Annotated in this window: 18 protein-coding genes and 1 pseudogene; 4 read left to right on the forward strand and 15 right to left on the reverse strand. The window is 50.7% G+C overall.

The window, feature by feature from the left end; translation table 11 throughout:
- The first annotated feature begins 108 nt into the window (after positions 1–108).
- Both FGQ86_RS08935 and FGQ86_RS08940 read left to right on the forward strand, forming a co-directional pair.
- Positions 109–1,851 (forward strand): ABC transporter ATP-binding protein, encoded by a 1,743-nt coding sequence (locus FGQ86_RS08935; protein ID WP_138303553.1) that lies wholly within the window; start codon positions 109–111, stop codon positions 1,849–1,851.
- 130 nt (positions 1,852–1,981) lie between these two features.
- Positions 1,982–2,797 carry a methyltransferase domain-containing protein gene (locus tag FGQ86_RS08940; protein ID WP_138303555.1) on the forward strand — a complete coding sequence of 272 codons (816 nt, stop codon included), beginning with the start codon at positions 1,982–1,984 and terminating at the stop codon, positions 2,795–2,797.
- A gap of 32 nt (positions 2,798–2,829) precedes the next feature.
- Here the strand turns inward: FGQ86_RS08940 and FGQ86_RS08945 are convergent, their stop codons facing one another.
- Together FGQ86_RS08945 and FGQ86_RS08950 are read right to left on the reverse strand one after the other, a co-directional pair.
- Positions 2,830–4,563, reverse strand: a complete 1,734-nt coding sequence (locus FGQ86_RS08945) for an ABC transporter ATP-binding protein (RefSeq protein ID WP_033126904.1) — start codon at positions 4,561–4,563, stop codon at positions 2,830–2,832.
- On the reverse strand, positions 4,564–6,315 hold the full coding sequence (locus FGQ86_RS08950; RefSeq protein ID WP_138303557.1) for an ABC transporter ATP-binding protein: 1,752 nt from the start codon (positions 6,313–6,315) through the stop codon (positions 4,564–4,566).
- 277 nt (positions 6,316–6,592) lie between these two features.
- On the opposite strand from FGQ86_RS08950, the gene FGQ86_RS08955 reads away from it, so the two are divergent.
- Positions 6,593–7,591, forward strand: a complete 999-nt coding sequence (locus FGQ86_RS08955) for an AraC family transcriptional regulator (RefSeq protein ID WP_138303559.1) — start codon at positions 6,593–6,595, stop codon at positions 7,589–7,591.
- Positions 7,592–7,613: 22 nt separating this feature from the next.
- On the opposite strand, the gene FGQ86_RS08960 is transcribed toward FGQ86_RS08955, so the two are convergent.
- From FGQ86_RS08960 to FGQ86_RS16455, 4 genes and pseudogenes are all read right to left on the reverse strand, one after another.
- Positions 7,614–8,105: an adenylate kinase gene (locus FGQ86_RS08960; RefSeq protein ID WP_138303561.1), complete on the reverse strand. Its 492-nt coding sequence runs from the start codon at positions 8,103–8,105 to the stop codon at positions 7,614–7,616.
- Positions 8,106–8,109: 4 nt separating this feature from the next.
- Complete coding sequence (locus FGQ86_RS08965) at positions 8,110–8,487, reverse strand: DUF6483 family protein (RefSeq protein ID WP_033126907.1); 378 nt, start codon at positions 8,485–8,487, stop codon at positions 8,110–8,112.
- 13 nt (positions 8,488–8,500) lie between these two features.
- Positions 8,501–9,157, reverse strand: coding sequence for a nucleotidyltransferase domain-containing protein (locus FGQ86_RS08970; protein WP_033126908.1), 657 nt, complete (start codon positions 9,155–9,157; stop codon positions 8,501–8,503).
- 10 nt (positions 9,158–9,167) lie between these two features.
- Positions 9,168–9,374 (reverse strand): annotated as a pseudogene (locus FGQ86_RS16455) (ACT domain-containing protein); the annotation flags it as partial.
- A gap of 294 nt (positions 9,375–9,668) precedes the next feature.
- On the opposite strand from FGQ86_RS16455, the gene FGQ86_RS08980 reads away from it, so the two are divergent.
- Positions 9,669–10,472, forward strand: a complete 804-nt coding sequence (locus FGQ86_RS08980) for a hypothetical protein (RefSeq protein ID WP_052084163.1) — start codon at positions 9,669–9,671, stop codon at positions 10,470–10,472.
- A 1-nt stretch (position 10,473) separates the two neighbouring features.
- Here the strand turns inward: FGQ86_RS08980 and FGQ86_RS08985 are convergent, their stop codons facing one another.
- From FGQ86_RS08985 to FGQ86_RS16315, 9 genes are all read right to left on the reverse strand, one after another.
- Positions 10,474–11,220 (reverse strand): riboflavin kinase, encoded by a 747-nt coding sequence (locus tag FGQ86_RS08985; protein WP_052084164.1) that lies wholly within the window; start codon positions 11,218–11,220, stop codon positions 10,474–10,476.
- 29 nt (positions 11,221–11,249) lie between these two features.
- Positions 11,250–11,894 (reverse strand): ECF transporter S component, encoded by a 645-nt coding sequence (locus tag FGQ86_RS08990; protein WP_033126909.1) that lies wholly within the window; start codon positions 11,892–11,894, stop codon positions 11,250–11,252.
- Positions 11,895–12,025: 131 nt separating this feature from the next.
- The gene (locus FGQ86_RS08995; protein ID WP_033126910.1) at positions 12,026–12,286 is read right to left on the reverse strand and encodes a hypothetical protein; all 261 of its coding nucleotides are present in this window, start codon (positions 12,284–12,286) and stop codon (positions 12,026–12,028) included.
- Between the two features lie 14 nt (positions 12,287–12,300).
- On the reverse strand, positions 12,301–12,879 hold the full coding sequence (locus tag FGQ86_RS09000) for a hypothetical protein (RefSeq protein ID WP_138303563.1): 579 nt from the start codon (positions 12,877–12,879) through the stop codon (positions 12,301–12,303).
- Positions 12,872–13,453, reverse strand: a complete 582-nt coding sequence (locus FGQ86_RS09005) for a DNA-3-methyladenine glycosylase I (RefSeq protein ID WP_347562502.1) — start codon at positions 13,451–13,453, stop codon at positions 12,872–12,874. Before FGQ86_RS09005 ends, FGQ86_RS09000 begins: the two co-directional genes overlap by 8 nt.
- 101 nt (positions 13,454–13,554) lie before the next feature.
- The gene (locus tag FGQ86_RS09010; protein WP_138303567.1) at positions 13,555–14,193 is read right to left on the reverse strand and encodes a hypothetical protein; all 639 of its coding nucleotides are present in this window, start codon (positions 14,191–14,193) and stop codon (positions 13,555–13,557) included.
- Positions 14,194–14,356: 163 nt separating this feature from the next.
- Positions 14,357–14,572, reverse strand: coding sequence for a helix-turn-helix transcriptional regulator (locus tag FGQ86_RS09015; protein ID WP_081958111.1), 216 nt, complete (start codon positions 14,570–14,572; stop codon positions 14,357–14,359).
- A 585-nt stretch (positions 14,573–15,157) separates the two neighbouring features.
- On the reverse strand, positions 15,158–15,385 hold the full coding sequence (locus tag FGQ86_RS09025) for a DUF1648 domain-containing protein (protein WP_138303569.1): 228 nt from the start codon (positions 15,383–15,385) through the stop codon (positions 15,158–15,160).
- Positions 15,357–15,541: hypothetical protein (locus FGQ86_RS16315; RefSeq protein ID WP_207670735.1), on the reverse strand; the 185-nt coding region annotated here is incomplete at its 5' end. The genes FGQ86_RS09025 and FGQ86_RS16315, both read right to left, overlap by 29 nt.

Consider the following 15,541-nt stretch of genomic DNA (forward strand, 5'->3'; position numbering starts at 1 on the left):
TCAAAGCTCACTGGTAATCAGGCTGTTTCCTGTCCGGTACCGCAGGCGGCAGCCTTATTATAAAATCACATGTTAGTGTTTCCTAACCGCCAAAAAGGAGGAATTCTTATGCAGCAAAAAAGTCCTATGCTCCGTCTGTGGGAGCTGGGAGAACAATATCACGGCGGACTGATACGGGCGGTCCTCTCTGCCTCCATCGGCGTCCTGTGCGGGATACTGCCGTATTTCGCGGCGGCGCAGATCATCATCGGACTCATCCATCGGGAGCAGTGCGCCTCATATTATCTGCTCTGGTGCGCCGCGGCCCTGGGAGGCTACGTCCTGCGGGCAGTCCTTTATGCTCTCGCGCTTTCCATGTCCCACAAGGCCACCTTCTCTATTTTAAAAGAAATCAGGGAGCGCATCCTTGCCAAGCTGCCAAAGCTTCCGCTTGGAACAGTCATGGACACCCCCAGCGGACAGATGAAGCAGATCATCGTGGACCAGGTGGAGAGCATGGAACGGCCTCTCGCCCATCTTCTGCCGGAGATGACGTCCAACATCCTGGCGCCGGTGTGCATCCTGGTCTATCTTTTTGTCCTTGACTGGCGGATGGCTCTGCTCTCCCTTGTCTCCATCCCTGTGGGAATGGCGTTCATGATGGCTGTGATGGCCAATTACGGGAAGCAGTATGAGGGCTCCGTCAAGGTGACACAGGAGATGAACTCCACCATCGTGGAGTATATCGGCGGCATCGAGGTGATCAAGGCATTTAACCAGGGGAAACATTCCTATGAAAAATTGTCCCAAAGGGTGCTCGCAAACGCATCCTACTTCTATCACTGGATGAAGAGCTGCCAGCTGCCGGTGTCCATCTCCCGAACGCTGGCCCCCACCACCCTGATCACCATCCTTCCCGCGGGCTGGGCCCTGTATCTGGGCGGCTCTCTGGACATCGAGACCTTTGTTACCGTGATCATCCTCTCCCTTGGCATTGCAGGCCCCCTGCTCGCCGCCATGGACTTTGTGGACAGCCTGGCAAAGGTGGGGACTATCGTAGGCCAGGTGGACTCCATCCTGAACAGCAAGGAGCAGCAGCACGGCATGACGCCGGTATCCTTCGACTCCATGGATATCCGCCTGGGCCACGTCTCCTTCGGCTACCATGCGGATCAGGAGATCCTGCACGACGTCTCCCTGGCCATCCCGTCCGGGACTGTGACCGCCTTTGTGGGCCCCTCCGGCAGCGGGAAGTCAACCATCGCCAAGCTGATCGCCGGGTTCTGGGATGTGAAGAAGGGAACGATCACCCTGGGCGGCCACGACCTGAGGGACATTCCTCTCTCCCAGCTCTACGAGCAGACGGCTTTCGTCTCCCAGGACAATTACCTGTTCAATGAGTCGGTAAGGGAGAACATCCGCATGGGAAAACCCGGGGCCAGCGACAGGGAGGTGGAGGCCGCGGCAAAGGCCGCAGGCTGCGACGCCTTCATACGGAATCTGGAGCAGGGCTACGACACCCTGGTAGGCGGAGGCGGCGCTCATCTCTCCGGCGGGGAGCGCCAGAGGATTGCCATCGCCCGGGCCATGCTGAAAAACGCGCCCATCATCATCTTTGACGAGGCCACGGCCAACGTAGACCCGGAAAACGAAGACAAGCTCCAGAAGGCAATGGAGGAGCTGACGCGGGACAAGACGATCATCATGATCGCCCACCGGCTGAAGACCGTGCAGAAGGCAGACCAGATCCTCGTGCTGGATGAGGGCGTCATCGCAGAGAGGGGAACTCATGCCGAGCTCTCGGAAAAGCCGGGACTGTATCGGGATTTCCTGAACGCGAGAAAAGAGGCGGCCGGCTGGAAGCTGGCATAATGAACGGCCGAAACAGCTTCAAATCTGTTTGATAGGTTGCTTTTTCCTGCGGGATAGGATATACTGAGCACATGTAAGTTAGTTGTTTCTAACTCACTGATTTGCTTACAAGTGAAAGGAGACGGTTCAAATGAAGCAAGATCACGTTCAACAAAGGGCAATCCGCCTTGGGACTCACGGAGAGGATTACGGAAGCTGGATGTCAAACCCTGTTTTCTATGTGGCAGGCGCCCTTTTGACACTGTCCACGGTGCTGACTGTGCTGTCCTTCACAGTATTCCATATCACGGCGCTTGGTGCGGTATTCGTGATCGCCGCACTTCTTCTGCTGGCGCTGCTGGGCTGGATCACCTGGATACGGCGGCAGTACGCCTTTGGGGGCGGCGGCACGATGGGGCGGACCCACCTGGCTGTCCTTTCCCATCTGGATTTTGACGGGCAGGGGCAACTTCTGGACGTGGGCTGCGGCTCCGGGCCCCTGTCCATCCGGGCGGCCCTCACCTGGTCATCGGTCCAGGTGGTGGGTATTGACTATTGGGGCGTGGACTTCGGCTACAGCCAGGCCATGTGTGAGAAAAACGCCGCCAGCGAAGGCGTGGCCGCCCGGTGTCGTTTTCAGCACGGGGACGCCAACAAGCTGGACTTCCCGGACGAAAGCTTCGACGCCGTGGTGAGCAACTACGTCTACCACAACATCAGGGGTTCGGACAAGCAGGCATTGCTGCTGGAGACCCTGCGGGTGCTGAAAAAGGGCGGTGTGTTCGCCATCAACGACAACATGAAGCCCCGGATGTACGGGGATATGGAGGCCTTCGCCCAGGAGCTGCGGGACATGGGCTATGAGGATGTGCGGCTCATCGACACGACCCGGGAGGCTTTCGGCTCACGCCGGCGGGCGGCCATGATGATGCTGGGCGAGTCCCGGATGCTGGTGGGGCGGAAATAGAGGGGGGATCAGAAGCTGGTGAAGCTTTCCTATCATGCCCCTTTCACGATCCACGCCTTTGCCTTCTCCTGCTCCTGCACCATTTCGTAATAATGCCCCTGTTTTTGCATTAGCTCCGCATGGGTCCCCCTCTCCTCAATGCGCCCCTTATCCAGTACGATTATCTGGTCGGCATTTTGAATTGTATTGAGCCGGTGAGCGATTACAAATACTGTTTTCCCTTTCATCAGCCGATCCAGGGCCTGGTTGATTTTTGCCTCATTGTCTGCGTCCAGCGATGCCGTAGACTCATCCAGGAGCAGGATGGGCGCGTCTTTCAGAATGGCCCGCGCGATGGCGATCCGCTGCTTTTCACCGCCGGAAAGCGTATTGCCTCCTTCGGAGAGATGGGTCTGGTAGCCTTCCGGAAGCTTCATAATGAAATCATGGCAGTGTGCCGCTTTTGCCGCAGCAACAATCTCCTCTTCCGCCGCGTTTTCCCGTCCGGCTTTGATGTTGTTGTAGACCGTGTCAGACAGCAGTGTGTTATCCTGGAACACTTCACTGATATAATGCAGAATTCCATCCGGGTTCATTTCCTTTACATCACGGCCGCCAATACAGATCCGCCCATTTGAAGCATCCCAAAAGCGGGCAATCAGATTGGCAATCGTGGATTTTCCTGAACCAGAGGGTCCGATCAATGCAGTTGTGCTGCCTTCTTTCGCATAAAAGCTGATGTCGTGCAATACATCAGTTTCTTTGGTATAGGAAAAATCCACATGTTCAAAAGAAACATCGAAATGCGTCAGCTTTACATTTTCCTCCTGATACGGGAGAGGCTTGGTATCATACGCTTTTTCCAGATTGACAGCAGCCAGCTTCAGATCCTTCAGCATATTGTAGGAATGTTCAAAGGAAATCAAAAGCGCTGAGAGGGCAAGGCTCAAAAGCATAAAGGCTACAAGCTGATCCGGCTCAATCGTACCGCCGAGAAACAGATAGCTTCCCGCAAGGACAACCAACGGGAGGAGAAAGTTCGCAACAATCGAATACATACTTGTCGGCGCTGCTGTTTTTACTTCGGCTTTCACACTGACCCTGCGGATTTTCTCCAGGGTATCGGACATCCTGGAAAAATGGGAGCTTGTCATATTATGAGACTTAAATACCTTCATGCCCTTGATGTATTCAAGAACAATCGAGATCATCCTGGCAGTAAGCTCTCTCTTTTGCGCTCCATACGTTTCTACAAGACGATTTCCCCACGCAAGGATGGGCGCGGCAATGATCAACACGACACATTCCGCCAATGCCAGCCTCCAATTTATAAAAAATGTACCGATCAACACTAAACCAGCCATCACGATTGTCTTTACGACAGACGGCAGTGCGTGGGTGATCACCGCTTCAAAGTTGCTCAAATCCCTCGTTAATGTGCCAAGCAGATACCCGCTGCTGTTCTGATTAAAATAGCCCAGACTTAGGGATCGATAATGGTTGGCCAGATCAAGGCGCATCTTCCCGCACATTTCCGCGCCCCTGACAAAGCAGAGATAATAAGCATTCCGATAGATCACCAGGCGAATGATAACGCTGACCAGACAAACCGCGGTAAAGACAGCAATCCGCTGTGCTGTCAGAGCGCTGTCCAGAAGATGGATTACCGTCAAATACAGAATAAAGTACAAAATGATACTGAAGACTGCATCCAACGACATAAGCGCAATGGGGAAAGCCAGCTGCTCTCCTTTTTCTCCGAGAAGCTTTTTCATGATACGCAGCATTTATACCGCCTCCTTTCCAACCGTGGTCTGTGTATAAGCATCCCACATCTGACTGTACACGCCGCCTTTGTCAAGCAATTCTTTATGGGTACCCTGTTCGGCTGTCATGCCGTCTTGAAAGACCACAATCTGATCCGCATTTCGTATCGTATGAAGCCGGTGGGCAATCATAATGGTTGTCTTGCCTTTCAGAAGGTTTTGAAGGGCAACCTGTATCTTATGCTCATTCTCAATATCCGAGTAGGAAGTCGCCTCATCAAACACAACAATAGGCGCGTCTTTGAGGATTGCCCTGGCAATGGAAATACGCTGCTGCTGTCCGCCGGACAGCTTGACGCCCTCATCGCCAATCCTTGTGGCATAGCCTTGAGGCAGGCTCATAATAAAATCGTCAATCTGTGCCGCCTGCGCCGCCTTGCGGACCTGCTCTTCTGAGGCATCAGTCCCCATACGGATATTCTCAAGCAGCGTATCCTCAAGCAAAAAGACATCCTGAAACACAAAGGCGGTCAGGTCCATCAGGTTTTCCGTTTTCAGATCTGTAATCGGGACGCCGCCGATCTTGATCGCTCCGGCCGTGGTATCCCAATATCGCCCCAGTAATTGAACAGCCGTTGTTTTGCCTGCGCCGGAGGGACCGACAAACGCGTTAATGCTCCCGGGTTCCAGATGGAGATCGATTGAAGTCAGGGCTTCTTTTTCCCCCTCCGAGTAATGGAAAGATACATTCTCATAGTCGATTGCATAGCAGCCATCTTTCGGCAAAACGGCGCTTCCGCTTTCCATTTTGTCCATGCCCATGATCTTCCGGATATGATCAAGCCCGCTTCCCAGTTCCATGGACTGCATAAAGATGGTTACCATGTTCAGGAACGATGTAAAGAAACACATGGTGAGCAGAATAAACAGCAGATAGGCTGCGATCGGCAGGGATCCCCGCAGAAACAGCCAGCCGCCAATTGGCAATGTAAATAAGATGGCCGAATCCAGTACAACCAGCGCAATAGATAGTGGGTAGCAGGACGATATGCACATCTTTTTCCAGCAGGCAGTGTAAAGCTGTAGGGCATTTCGGTATTGTTCGAACTTCTCCGCAGTCAGATGATACATCTTGATCACCGGCATGGCAGTGATAAATTCGTTTGCCGACGCATTCAGATTTTCCGTATTCCCGGCAAATTCCTCGGTCATATCCGGATACCTCCCCATCAGCATCATGGGGACTGCAATCCCCAAAATCATAGGGATCAGCATGACAAGCGCCATTCCCCAATGCAGACGAAGCATAAAGATAAACATCATAAGAGGGACGACAGCAGCCTGCGCCAGTTCCAGTGTACTGTGAGCCAGAAACTGCTCAATCCTGTCTACATCGTCAAACAGTGTCGTTTTGATCTGCCCCGGCGCGTGTTCCTGAAAAAATCCCAGGTTAAATCCGGACATATGTTCCAGTACCCTCACTTTGATCCTGTGCATGGTATTGAACGCCGCCGCATGGGAGCAGATGCCTGCGATGGACATGAGAAGCGCCTGCAATATGGCTGCCGCTATCCCGATACATGCCCACATCGCCATTGCCCCAAAGGTCACTTCATTCTCAATAATTAAAAGCAGTATCCGGTATACCACCAGATACGGAACAAATGAAAGCGCGGAGCAAAAAACGGCAAGAGCCATTCCCATACCTAGCTTTCCAAGCTCCTCCCTGGCGAGCGTAAAAACATAGGACAATCCGGTTCGTTTTTGTTCCATAATAAACGGTACCCCTTTCTCTGTATTTTCGGTTAGCTATCACTAACCTTGGCAGATTTCATTTTACCGCTTAGAATGAAAAATGCAACAGCCACTACTTTTTTTACCCGGATTTTATTTCTCTCAAAAAATCCTTTTAATTTCAGGGGTTTTCAGCATTTTCCATAAAATATTTTTGTAAAATCGTGACTGAAAAATGTTGGATTATAACCTTTTATACAGGACTTCAAAGGTGACGTCGCATAATACGATATCAGAAAGGAAAAGGACATAGAAAATGGATATGACAATTGCGGATTATTTCTTACAGCTTCCGGAGAAGATGCATTTTGCTGAAGTACAGGAGCTTTCTGATGGCGGGACAAAATACTACCGGATGCTCTCTGATTACGGCAGCGGCTCTTTTCAGTTAATTCGTTTTGATGATGACCTTCTTTTCATTTTGATCGCTGATTTTACGCCAAAGGAAACCTTTGAGAAGGTTGCGGCCATTTCGGAAGAATACATCGAGATCAGCCAGTTTGAGACAGACAGCAGCACATTCAAAATCGGCAGACGAAAAACGCAGCCTGTAGGCAAAGGGATATTCTGCTATGTGAATACGAAGAAGACAACATATGTATACTGCGAAAAAGGAAAACCCGTGCGGTTTACCAAAGTCATCCTGACGCGGAAATACTTTGATACCTTTTTCCGTGAATACTATGGGCAGGACTATGAGCAGTCAAAATCCGCACAGGAGTATCTTCTGCGCAACCCCAATCTGCCGGAACTGAATTTTGTGTTCCGGCAGATCCGGGACAGCCAGGCCACAGGAAATCCCCTGCGGCTGTACCTGCAAAGCAAGGTCCTGGAACTGCTCTCGCTGGTTATGAAGGGGATGGGAAACGAAGAGGAGCATATTCCTGTCCGTCTGGACTATAAAGATATCCGCGGGCTGAAAAAATCCGTGGCATATATGAAGAAAGATCTGGCCGCATATCCGTCAGGAGTAAAGCTGGCTCAAATCGCCGGGATGAGCGCCACACGATACCAGCTTGCTTTTCGGAAGTACTTTGGGACAACACCCTATGAATATCTCAAAGAAATGCGGCTGAATCAGGCGTTGCTCCTGCTGAAAAATTCAGACTGCGGAATTGCCGTGATCGCCGCAAAGGTCGGATATCACCATTCAGGCCACTTTGCCAAGCTGTTTAAAAGTGTATATGGAATAGGGCCAAGAGAATACAGGCTTGCTTCTGCCGCAGTCTCAAGGCCAATCTACGATCATATCTAAAAAAATTTTTTACATCAAATGCTTATCCTGGCAAAGCCAGATACGCGTCCGCATCCTCTCTTCTCCGGAAGATATAGATATCTCTGCCGTCTCTGTACTTCTCCAGCATATCGTAGATCCTGGGAAGCTGATCATTTGGAAAGTCCACGATCCACTGGCGGAATTCCAGGTCAAGCTCTGTCTCCACCCAGGGCAGATCCTCCCGCTTTTTCCCGATCCGCTCCCCGGCTCCTGCCAGGCAGAGCTCCAAAGGATAGTCCAGGAGAAAGACGGTATCGCAGGCCGCAAGCCGCATTTCCAGGGTGCGCAGATAATTTCCGTCGATGATCCACTGTTTTCCGCATATGATCTCTCCCAGCTTCCTGTCAAATTCTTCCCTGGGGATATTTGTGCCGTCAGCCCTGTGCCAGATCATGTCCAGGTAATATAAGGGCAGCGATGTCCTGTCCCGCAGCTTCCGGGCAAAGGTGCTTTTCCCCGCGCCGGGACAGCCTATCACGATCGCCTTTTTCACCCTCTTACCTGCTCACCGGATCCCACAGATCCCCGTATCCGTAGGAATCCACAATGTATTTCATTCCGTCTACGACCTCGTCCTGGGTAAAACCGTGCTCCTCCAGGAATTCCTCGCTCTTGCACCCCAGCTTCTCATAAAAGCGCAAAGCCATCTCAAAGTAGGACTGGCTGTCCGGATCCAGCTCATCCAGGAGTTGATTTTCCGCCTCGTTGATCTGCCCGTCGTCTATCATGGCGGTCAGCTTTTTAAACTGCCGCAGTCTCTCCACAGAAACCGGGAGCTCATCCTCCTTGTCAATATCCCTGCCAAATATCAGTCTTATGAGCATGCGCGCGATCTCGTGGGTGAGGCGCATGATATAGTCCTTGTCCTCAATCATCTGTCCATCCTCCTTATAGTCTGTTGATCCATCCCTGGGCCCACAGAAGCAGCCTGTCCGACATTTCCTCAAAGTCCGCCTGTCCGCCTTCCTTCAGGGCCAGAAACGTTTCCACAATATTCTGTTCCTCTTTCCCGGCTATGTCAAGCAGATCCCTCTGTTTTTTCGTATATTTTCCTGTCTGCCTGAAGCAGATGGCCTGCACCACAAAGGATGCCGACTTGTACAGGCCCTTTAGGATCTCCTCCTGCCTGTCGTAGAGCATATTGTGGACGCAGCCATGGTAAATATTGCACACACCGATCTTTATCGCCCGCCGCACCGCCTCGTCGTCGATCCGCTCCAGCAGTCCATCCAGGCTTCCCACAATGGGCCTGGTGTCATAGTAAAACTGAAAGAGATCCGACGGCTCCCATCTGAGCAGCTCCTCCTTTCCGGATAGAAAGCCGCAGACAAGCTCCCGTTCCGGCAGCCTGTCCAGCATCCCCTCGTAGATCCGCACATCCGCAGGTGTCAGCTTATCAAGGATCACTACCAGGTCGATGTCGCTGCCTTCCGTCTCCTCTCCCCGCCCCCGGCTTCCCTGAAGGCCCGCGAACCAGATCCGTTCCTCAAAGGTCTCCTCCAGCGCCCTGATAAAATTTTCTGTCCAGCTCTTTATCTCGATCATGCTTTCCTCCTCACTCTGCTATGCTGTATCCGTCCTCCTTCAGCACAGAAAGCGCTCTTCCAAACTGTTCCTTCTTGATCAGCACATAGTCCGTGTTGTAGGTAGACACCGCAAAGATACTGATTTCTCTGTGCGCCAGGAGATCTGCGATCTTCGCCAGTATCCCGGTCAGAGAAAAGTCCAGTACGCCCTTCAGCCGGAAGGCTCTCCATCCGTCACGCTCCTTTGGCCCTTCCAGAAGAACCCTGCTGTCTAAAAGTAGAACACAGGCCAGGTTGCTTGTCAATATTTTTATTTTTCTGTTGCTATTCCCCTTCTTTTTATGTATAATGTAAACCAATCACCGGGAGAATTCTTTCTCTCAAAGGCTGCGTGTCAGCCGCTCTTATTTACATCATCCGGCACGTGTCCGGGGCGGTTTCCGCCAGAACATTTCCTTTTATTAAGTTTGCAGACGTCTAAAAGGTTGCAGTCTGTTGTCTTTATGTCTATAATGGAGGTATAACGATTTATGTGTATAACCAAAAAAGTAAATATGGATCGCTCAGAATATCCCACTGCGGACCGGGAGTACAAGGACCGTCTCTTCCGCTTTGTCTTCAACAACAGGGAGGACCTTCTGTCTCTGTACAACGCTGTGGCCGGGACCAGCTACACAGACCCGGACAGTCTTGGGATCAACATTGCGAAGCTGTACGAGAAGATCATTGCCCAGAACAATATCAACATCTACAGCTCGGGAGCCAAAAAATTCCCCTTCCCCCAGCACATTGTGTTCTACAACGGCACCGACAGCCAGCCGGACCAGACAGTCCTGCGGCTTTCCGACCTCTTTGAGGGACAGGAGGACGGGAAAACGCCGGCTCTTGAGTGCGTTACCGTGATGCTGAACATCAACTACGGCCACAACCGGGCGCTCATGGAGAAATGCCGCCGTCTGGAGGAGTATTCTATCTTCATTGACAGGGTACGAGGAAGGCTGGCAGAAAACCTGCCACTGGAGGAGGCCATCATGGCAGCCATCGACGACTGCATCCAGGACAGTATTCTAAAGGATATCCTGATCCAGCAGAAAGCGGAGGTAGTGCAGATGATACTGGAAACATTTGACAAAGACAAGTACGAGAAAGCCATCAAGAGTGAGGCCTATGAGGATGGGTATACAGAGGGCAGAAAGGAGGGCTATGACCTGAGGCTCCTGGAGCAGGTGCAGAAGAAGCTGGCCAGAGGAAAATCCGCAGAGGAGATTGCCCAAGACCTGGAGGAGACGCCGGAGACCATCGCCGGTCTGATCTCCCGGCTTCAGGAAAAGTAAGTCAGCTCCCGTTGTATTTATAGCCAAAGCCTGTGATGGTTTTTATGGTTTCATGCCCGCAGGTAAAAGGCCTTAGCTTTTTCCGTATCTGATAGACGGTATTTTCCACTGCGTGGCAGGACTGATTGGAGGGCTCCTGCCACACAGTTTCGTATATGTTTTCTTTTGTAAAAGAGATGTCCGGATGGGACCAGAGAAGATACAGGACCGCAAATTCCTTTTCTGAGAGATAGATTTCCCGGTCTCCCAGCACTGCCTGGCGTATGGAGGCGTCCATCGTCAGCCTGCCGGCCAGGGGCACTTCCATCCCCCAGAGTCTTCGTATCTCCAGACAGTCCTTTTCTATCTGCGCAAGGAGCAGGGAGGCGCTGTCAAAGCTTCTGACATCCCGTATTTTTCTGTACAGGCGTAGAGTCGCCCTGCTGCCGAATATTTCTCTTTGAAAGTCCAGAATATGGATTTTGACGAGCACAGCCTTGTCGCTGTCCATGGTGGGGCAGGGGCCGATGTGTACGGCGCAGCAGTACCTCTCACTTTCTCTCCCTGGATCTTCCCCGCAGCTTTCCCCACTGTACAGAAGGATTTTCCCCGCATATACGCCTGTCCCGGGCAGCTGCGTGCCCTGATCCGGCCGCAGATCCGCGGTGGGCATCCCCACAAGCCGCCCGATACCCCTCTTGTGTATGATTTCCCCTCTTATCTCACCTGACAGCAGCTCTTCCTCTGCCTTCTTCTCTGTCATTTTCATCCCTCACTGCTCCCTTCCGGATATCTGTCTCACATCATTCCATTTAATACAAGGATCAGCATAACACAGGTAACGATCACCGCTGCCGCCAGCAGGAGGAGACCCCTGTGCCGTCCTCCGCCCCTCTGTTCCGCTCCCTCTATGTAGCCGCTCTTTCTGAGGGCAGTGACCACCGGCTTGTAGAGCAGAAAGGTAAATGCCGCGTTCAGGCCGCTTTTTAGCAGATTGAAGGGGAGAAAGGCCGGCAGGAGAAGCTGCGCCACCGCCTCCCGCGGGTAGCCCATGTAAATGGGAGTGACCAGGTAGTTCCAGAGCAGCATCACCGCTGTCATGGCCACGCAGGCCGCTCCCAGTGCAGCCAGCGCCCCCTTCAGGCTGCGGAATTTCCGGTAGATGACCGACGCCGTGCAGGCAAAGGCACAGGTGGACACAATGTTCATAACGCATCCTATAACCCCCGTATCGCTGACCGTCACCATCTCGATCACGGATACAATGACTGACACGGCGAAGGCGGTCAGCGGTCCCCAGATCAGCCCTCCCAGAGTGATGACAATATCTTTCGGATCATAGCTCAAAAAGAGCACAACCGGGATGCGCCCCAAAGCCATGACCACATAGGCAATGGCAGACAGCATGGCGGCTGCCGTGATTTTCTTTGTCCTGTCGTCCATACAGCTTTTACCTCCAGAGAAAATGAAGCACCCGGAAGGGATCCCCCCTCCCGGATGTTATAAAGCATACACTCCGGAGGCATCCGCGGCAAGACTACGGCCTGATTTCGGAAACAATTCGGAACTGCCGCCTAGTATGTATTGACCAAATACCTGGCCCTTTCCAGATCCTTTCTCAGAACAAAGATTTCATACTCATACATAAGATCAATCGAACTTCCCACGCTTCCAAAGCTTCCACGGGCCGTGCCATGGCCCATCCATCGGTTTCCGCTGCTCCTCGTCCTGTAGGTATAGGGAATTTTCTCCCTCTCCAGCGCCTCCCTCATCTCGTTAAAACGCTTCATGTCTCTTCCGATCCACAGGCTCTCCCTGTTAAAAATTGTGATCATAGTCCCCCTCCTCTTCAGTCCTGACAAAGTCCGGCCATTCGATATACATATACAATTTTCACAACACTCACAACAACCAGCCCAATCCCGCAGGCCAGCATTGCGATCACTCCCGGTAAAAACAAAAGGGCACTGCAGACAGTACCTCCCGCAAATCCTGCCAGCATGCCCACATACCACTGACGCAGCCTGAGCCACTTTTCACTCAGTATCACATCTCTGTCGTGGACAAATTCAGCATGTCCCGCAAATTCCTGGTACTCTCCTGCTATATCCACAGCGGCTGATGCAATGACCACCAGAATGATAAGAGTGACCAACAGGCTGCCATCCAGAAAATAGGACACGGCAGAAGATAGGACTCCTACTACTGCCGACGCGGCTTTACAGAACCCCGCCATTCTGAAGTGAGCACTGAAATGTTCCATCTTAAGCAGGACGGCTCCATAAACCACTGTCGCCAGGATATTCACAAACCACAGCAGCGTGTAGAGCCTTCCGTCCCCTTCCCCATTAGAAATGATCCTTGCAACAGTACATACGATTAGAAGCCAGAACAGACTCTGGTACCATTTTCCACTTATCTCACTCATTTTTTCTCTCCTCCCTCTCCTCCACATCCGCCAGCTTCAGCAGCTCCCCGTACCGAAAACAGTCTCTCTGATGGTCGTTTATTATGCCGCTGGCCTGCAGATGGGAGTACACAGTGACAGATCCCATGTACTTCAGTCCCCGCTTTTTGAGATCCCGACTGATCCTGTCGGAAAGCTCGTTGCTTGCCGGCAGCCCTTCTGTCTGATGGGAGGGATAAATGTAGGTCTTCCCCCCTGTAAAGCTCCACAGGTAGGCACTGAAGGATCCTGCCTCCTGATGGATCCTCTGAAAGCACCGGGCGTTGTGTATAACAGCCCGGATCTTCCTCTCCGATCGGATCATGCCCTCTGTCTGCAAAATCCGCTCCACATCCTCCTCGCCGTAGCCTGCCACCTTGTCAAAATCAAAGTCATCAAAGCACTGCCGGAAAATCTCCCGCTTCTGTATCATCATGTTCCAGTTCAGGCCGCACTGCATGACCTCCATCATCAGGAACTCAAACTGTTTCCGGTCGTCATGGAGGGGCACGCCCCACTCCTCATCATGATACCGGATCATCTTCTCATTGCACATGCACCACTGACATTTCTCCAAGCTCTGTCCCTCCTCTCTCTGACACACCGGCTTATCCCCTTGCGAACCGATACGCTGCCTTTTCCTCTCTGGCTGACGCTCTACCTCGTGTAGTAAAACATATTGCCGTCATACTTTTCATCCAGTGTCTGTCGGCTTGTGAACACGCACTGCACCCCATCCACAAATGCGCCGAACGGATCGTGTCTCTCCACAATGGCGTCCATCTTTCTTCTTATACTGCCGCACACGCCGTCGGCCTGGTGGCAGTCTCTTTGCTCATCTGTCTCAAAAAAGACGTGTACCCTGTCGAAAAGGATTTCCATCCGCCAAATATCCGGGGCCTCTATACTCCTGATCTCCCCGGCGCACCTTTGAAGCACCCTTTTTTGTATCTCGTCCCTGAGCGTGTCATAGGTCACAAGGAAGTCCCCGGGCCTTCGGTAAGCGGGATGTGTATTATGCCTGACACACAAAGCGGCAAATTTCTCCGCTGTGCGTCTCTGCTTCCGCTCATCTGGGTTTGCCCCCTTTTTCATCTTCCCGGCGCAGTCCCTGTCCCACAGGAGCAGGCGCAGTCGGGGCCGACCTGCGTTAGTCCGTTCACAAAAATAATCGTAAACCCGCAGGCTGTAGGTCTCCTCAAACCACTGCTCCAGCTCCGTAAAAAGAGGGTCTTTCTCCTCCCTGCCGGCCAGGACCGCCACTGCATGGCTGTACTCTTCTTCTCTCAATAGCATGCCGTCATCCTCTGCTCTGTTTTTCTGTTATTCCGCTTCGTTTTTTTCATTATAATACATATGGCGGGCTTTTTACAAAAATATTAGCGCTATCGCGTGCAAAATATACTTAAAAATGTACACAACAAAAGCCTGCACGAATTCTTATAAATCCGTCAGGCTTTCATTCTTTTACATACACTATCAATTCTCCGATTTCACACTCAAAATAACTGCATAATTTACATATCAGGTTTGCGTCCAATCTCTGAAATTCATTCCTGCAATATCTGTTAAAATTTGCCCTCGGTATATCCAACTCACGGCAAATAGTATTTTTACTAATACCTCTTTCTTTTAGCAATTCTTCTATGCGTAATTCCAAATGACCATATTCCATTCGCCTCACTCCCTACACAAAGTATATTTGATAAATCTTCATGTAGTAATTCACTATATAGTGAGGTATTATATAGTTATCCCCTTATATTTTAAATTGAGGAGCAAAATAGTGAACCGAAAAATAAAAGCTATATGCACTGCCTTGTGCTTATTTCTGATATTCTCTTATTGCGTAAATCTCCCGGATTACTCTGTTGTAAATAGTATGTCCTTTAGCAGTGCAAATACACGGGAAACAGAAATAAAAGTAGTTGTATACAAATACTGGAATTTGAACGAAATTATCAAATCTATAGAGCAGGAACATAATAAAATCAATGGAGTACCAACTTCTTTAGAAATCAATCTTTATTACTCTCGTTGGCATATCAGACACGGTATAGGACCTTTTAAGACAGTGGTTTTCCATTATAAACAAAAATAGCGGACAATTCTGCCCGCTACAACTCTTAATTTGACGATTTATCAGTCATGACAATGCAATATAAATTATTGTAATTTCTACCAGAAATATAAAAAAGCACAAACTGCTTACAATCCAATTATACTGAAAATCATTTAAAAAAGTCCGTGAATGTGTAAGTCAATATTTGATTTTTTCTCTTCCGGTAAGAAACATTATCATTAATTGTACTAAAGGGAAAAGGAAAATCTGAATTTTATTTGAATAGTCATCAGCTATTCCACTAGCATTAAAGTGCATTGGTATTTTTAGCGGTAAAAACCCAAAAACTACCAGACTTACCAGAATACCAAGTCCAACAATAGTCCATGAAAGTTTCCTATCGTTTATAAAATCTTTGAATTTCATTTCTCATGACGCCTGCCATTCCTTGATTTCCAATTTTTCTATATCTCTGATTGTACTCCTCGCGTTTCACACCCACAAGAATCGGATAGGGGAGATTTGACCCTCCCCTTCCACACCACGTAGCGTACCGTTCAGTACTACGCGGTTCAATAGTTT

This window comes from Clostridium sp. BSD2780061688st1 H5, assembly GCF_005845155.1.
GTDB classification, from domain to species: domain Bacteria; phylum Bacillota; class Clostridia; order Lachnospirales; family Lachnospiraceae; genus Claveliimonas; species Claveliimonas intestinigallinarum.

What these genes read in the sequence shown, in the direction of transcription:
- FGQ86_RS08935 (WP_138303553.1), top strand. Translation starts at nt 109, where the DNA reads ATGCAGCAAAAAAGTCCTATGCTCCGTCTGTGGGAGCTGGGAGAACAA.
- FGQ86_RS08940 (WP_138303555.1), top strand. Translation starts at nt 1,982, where the DNA reads ATGAAGCAAGATCACGTTCAACAAAGGGCAATCCGCCTTGGGACTCAC.
- FGQ86_RS08945 (WP_033126904.1), bottom strand. Translation starts at nt 4,563, where the DNA reads ATGCTGCGTATCATGAAAAAGCTTCTCGGAGAAAAAGGAGAGCAGCTG.
- FGQ86_RS08950 (WP_138303557.1), bottom strand. Translation starts at nt 6,315, where the DNA reads ATGGAACAAAAACGAACCGGATTGTCCTATGTTTTTACGCTCGCCAGG.
- FGQ86_RS08955 (WP_138303559.1), top strand. Translation starts at nt 6,593, where the DNA reads ATGGATATGACAATTGCGGATTATTTCTTACAGCTTCCGGAGAAGATG.
- FGQ86_RS08965 (WP_033126907.1), bottom strand. Translation starts at nt 8,487, where the DNA reads ATGATTGAGGACAAGGACTATATCATGCGCCTCACCCACGAGATCGCG.
- FGQ86_RS08970 (WP_033126908.1), bottom strand. Translation starts at nt 9,157, where the DNA reads ATGATCGAGATAAAGAGCTGGACAGAAAATTTTATCAGGGCGCTGGAG.
- FGQ86_RS08980 (WP_052084163.1), top strand. Translation starts at nt 9,669, where the DNA reads ATGTGTATAACCAAAAAAGTAAATATGGATCGCTCAGAATATCCCACT.
- FGQ86_RS08985 (WP_052084164.1), bottom strand. Translation starts at nt 11,220, where the DNA reads ATGAAAATGACAGAGAAGAAGGCAGAGGAAGAGCTGCTGTCAGGTGAG.
- FGQ86_RS08990 (WP_033126909.1), bottom strand. Translation starts at nt 11,894, where the DNA reads ATGGACGACAGGACAAAGAAAATCACGGCAGCCGCCATGCTGTCTGCC.
- FGQ86_RS08995 (WP_033126910.1), bottom strand. Translation starts at nt 12,286, where the DNA reads ATGATCACAATTTTTAACAGGGAGAGCCTGTGGATCGGAAGAGACATG.
- FGQ86_RS09000 (WP_138303563.1), bottom strand. Translation starts at nt 12,879, where the DNA reads ATGAGTGAGATAAGTGGAAAATGGTACCAGAGTCTGTTCTGGCTTCTA.
- FGQ86_RS09005 (WP_347562502.1), bottom strand. Translation starts at nt 13,453, where the DNA reads ATGTGCAATGAGAAGATGATCCGGTATCATGATGAGGAGTGGGGCGTG.
- FGQ86_RS09010 (WP_138303567.1), bottom strand. Translation starts at nt 14,193, where the DNA reads ATGCTATTGAGAGAAGAAGAGTACAGCCATGCAGTGGCGGTCCTGGCC.
- FGQ86_RS09015 (WP_081958111.1), bottom strand. Translation starts at nt 14,572, where the DNA reads ATGGAATATGGTCATTTGGAATTACGCATAGAAGAATTGCTAAAAGAA.
- FGQ86_RS09025 (WP_138303569.1), bottom strand. Translation starts at nt 15,385, where the DNA reads ATGAAATTCAAAGATTTTATAAACGATAGGAAACTTTCATGGACTATT.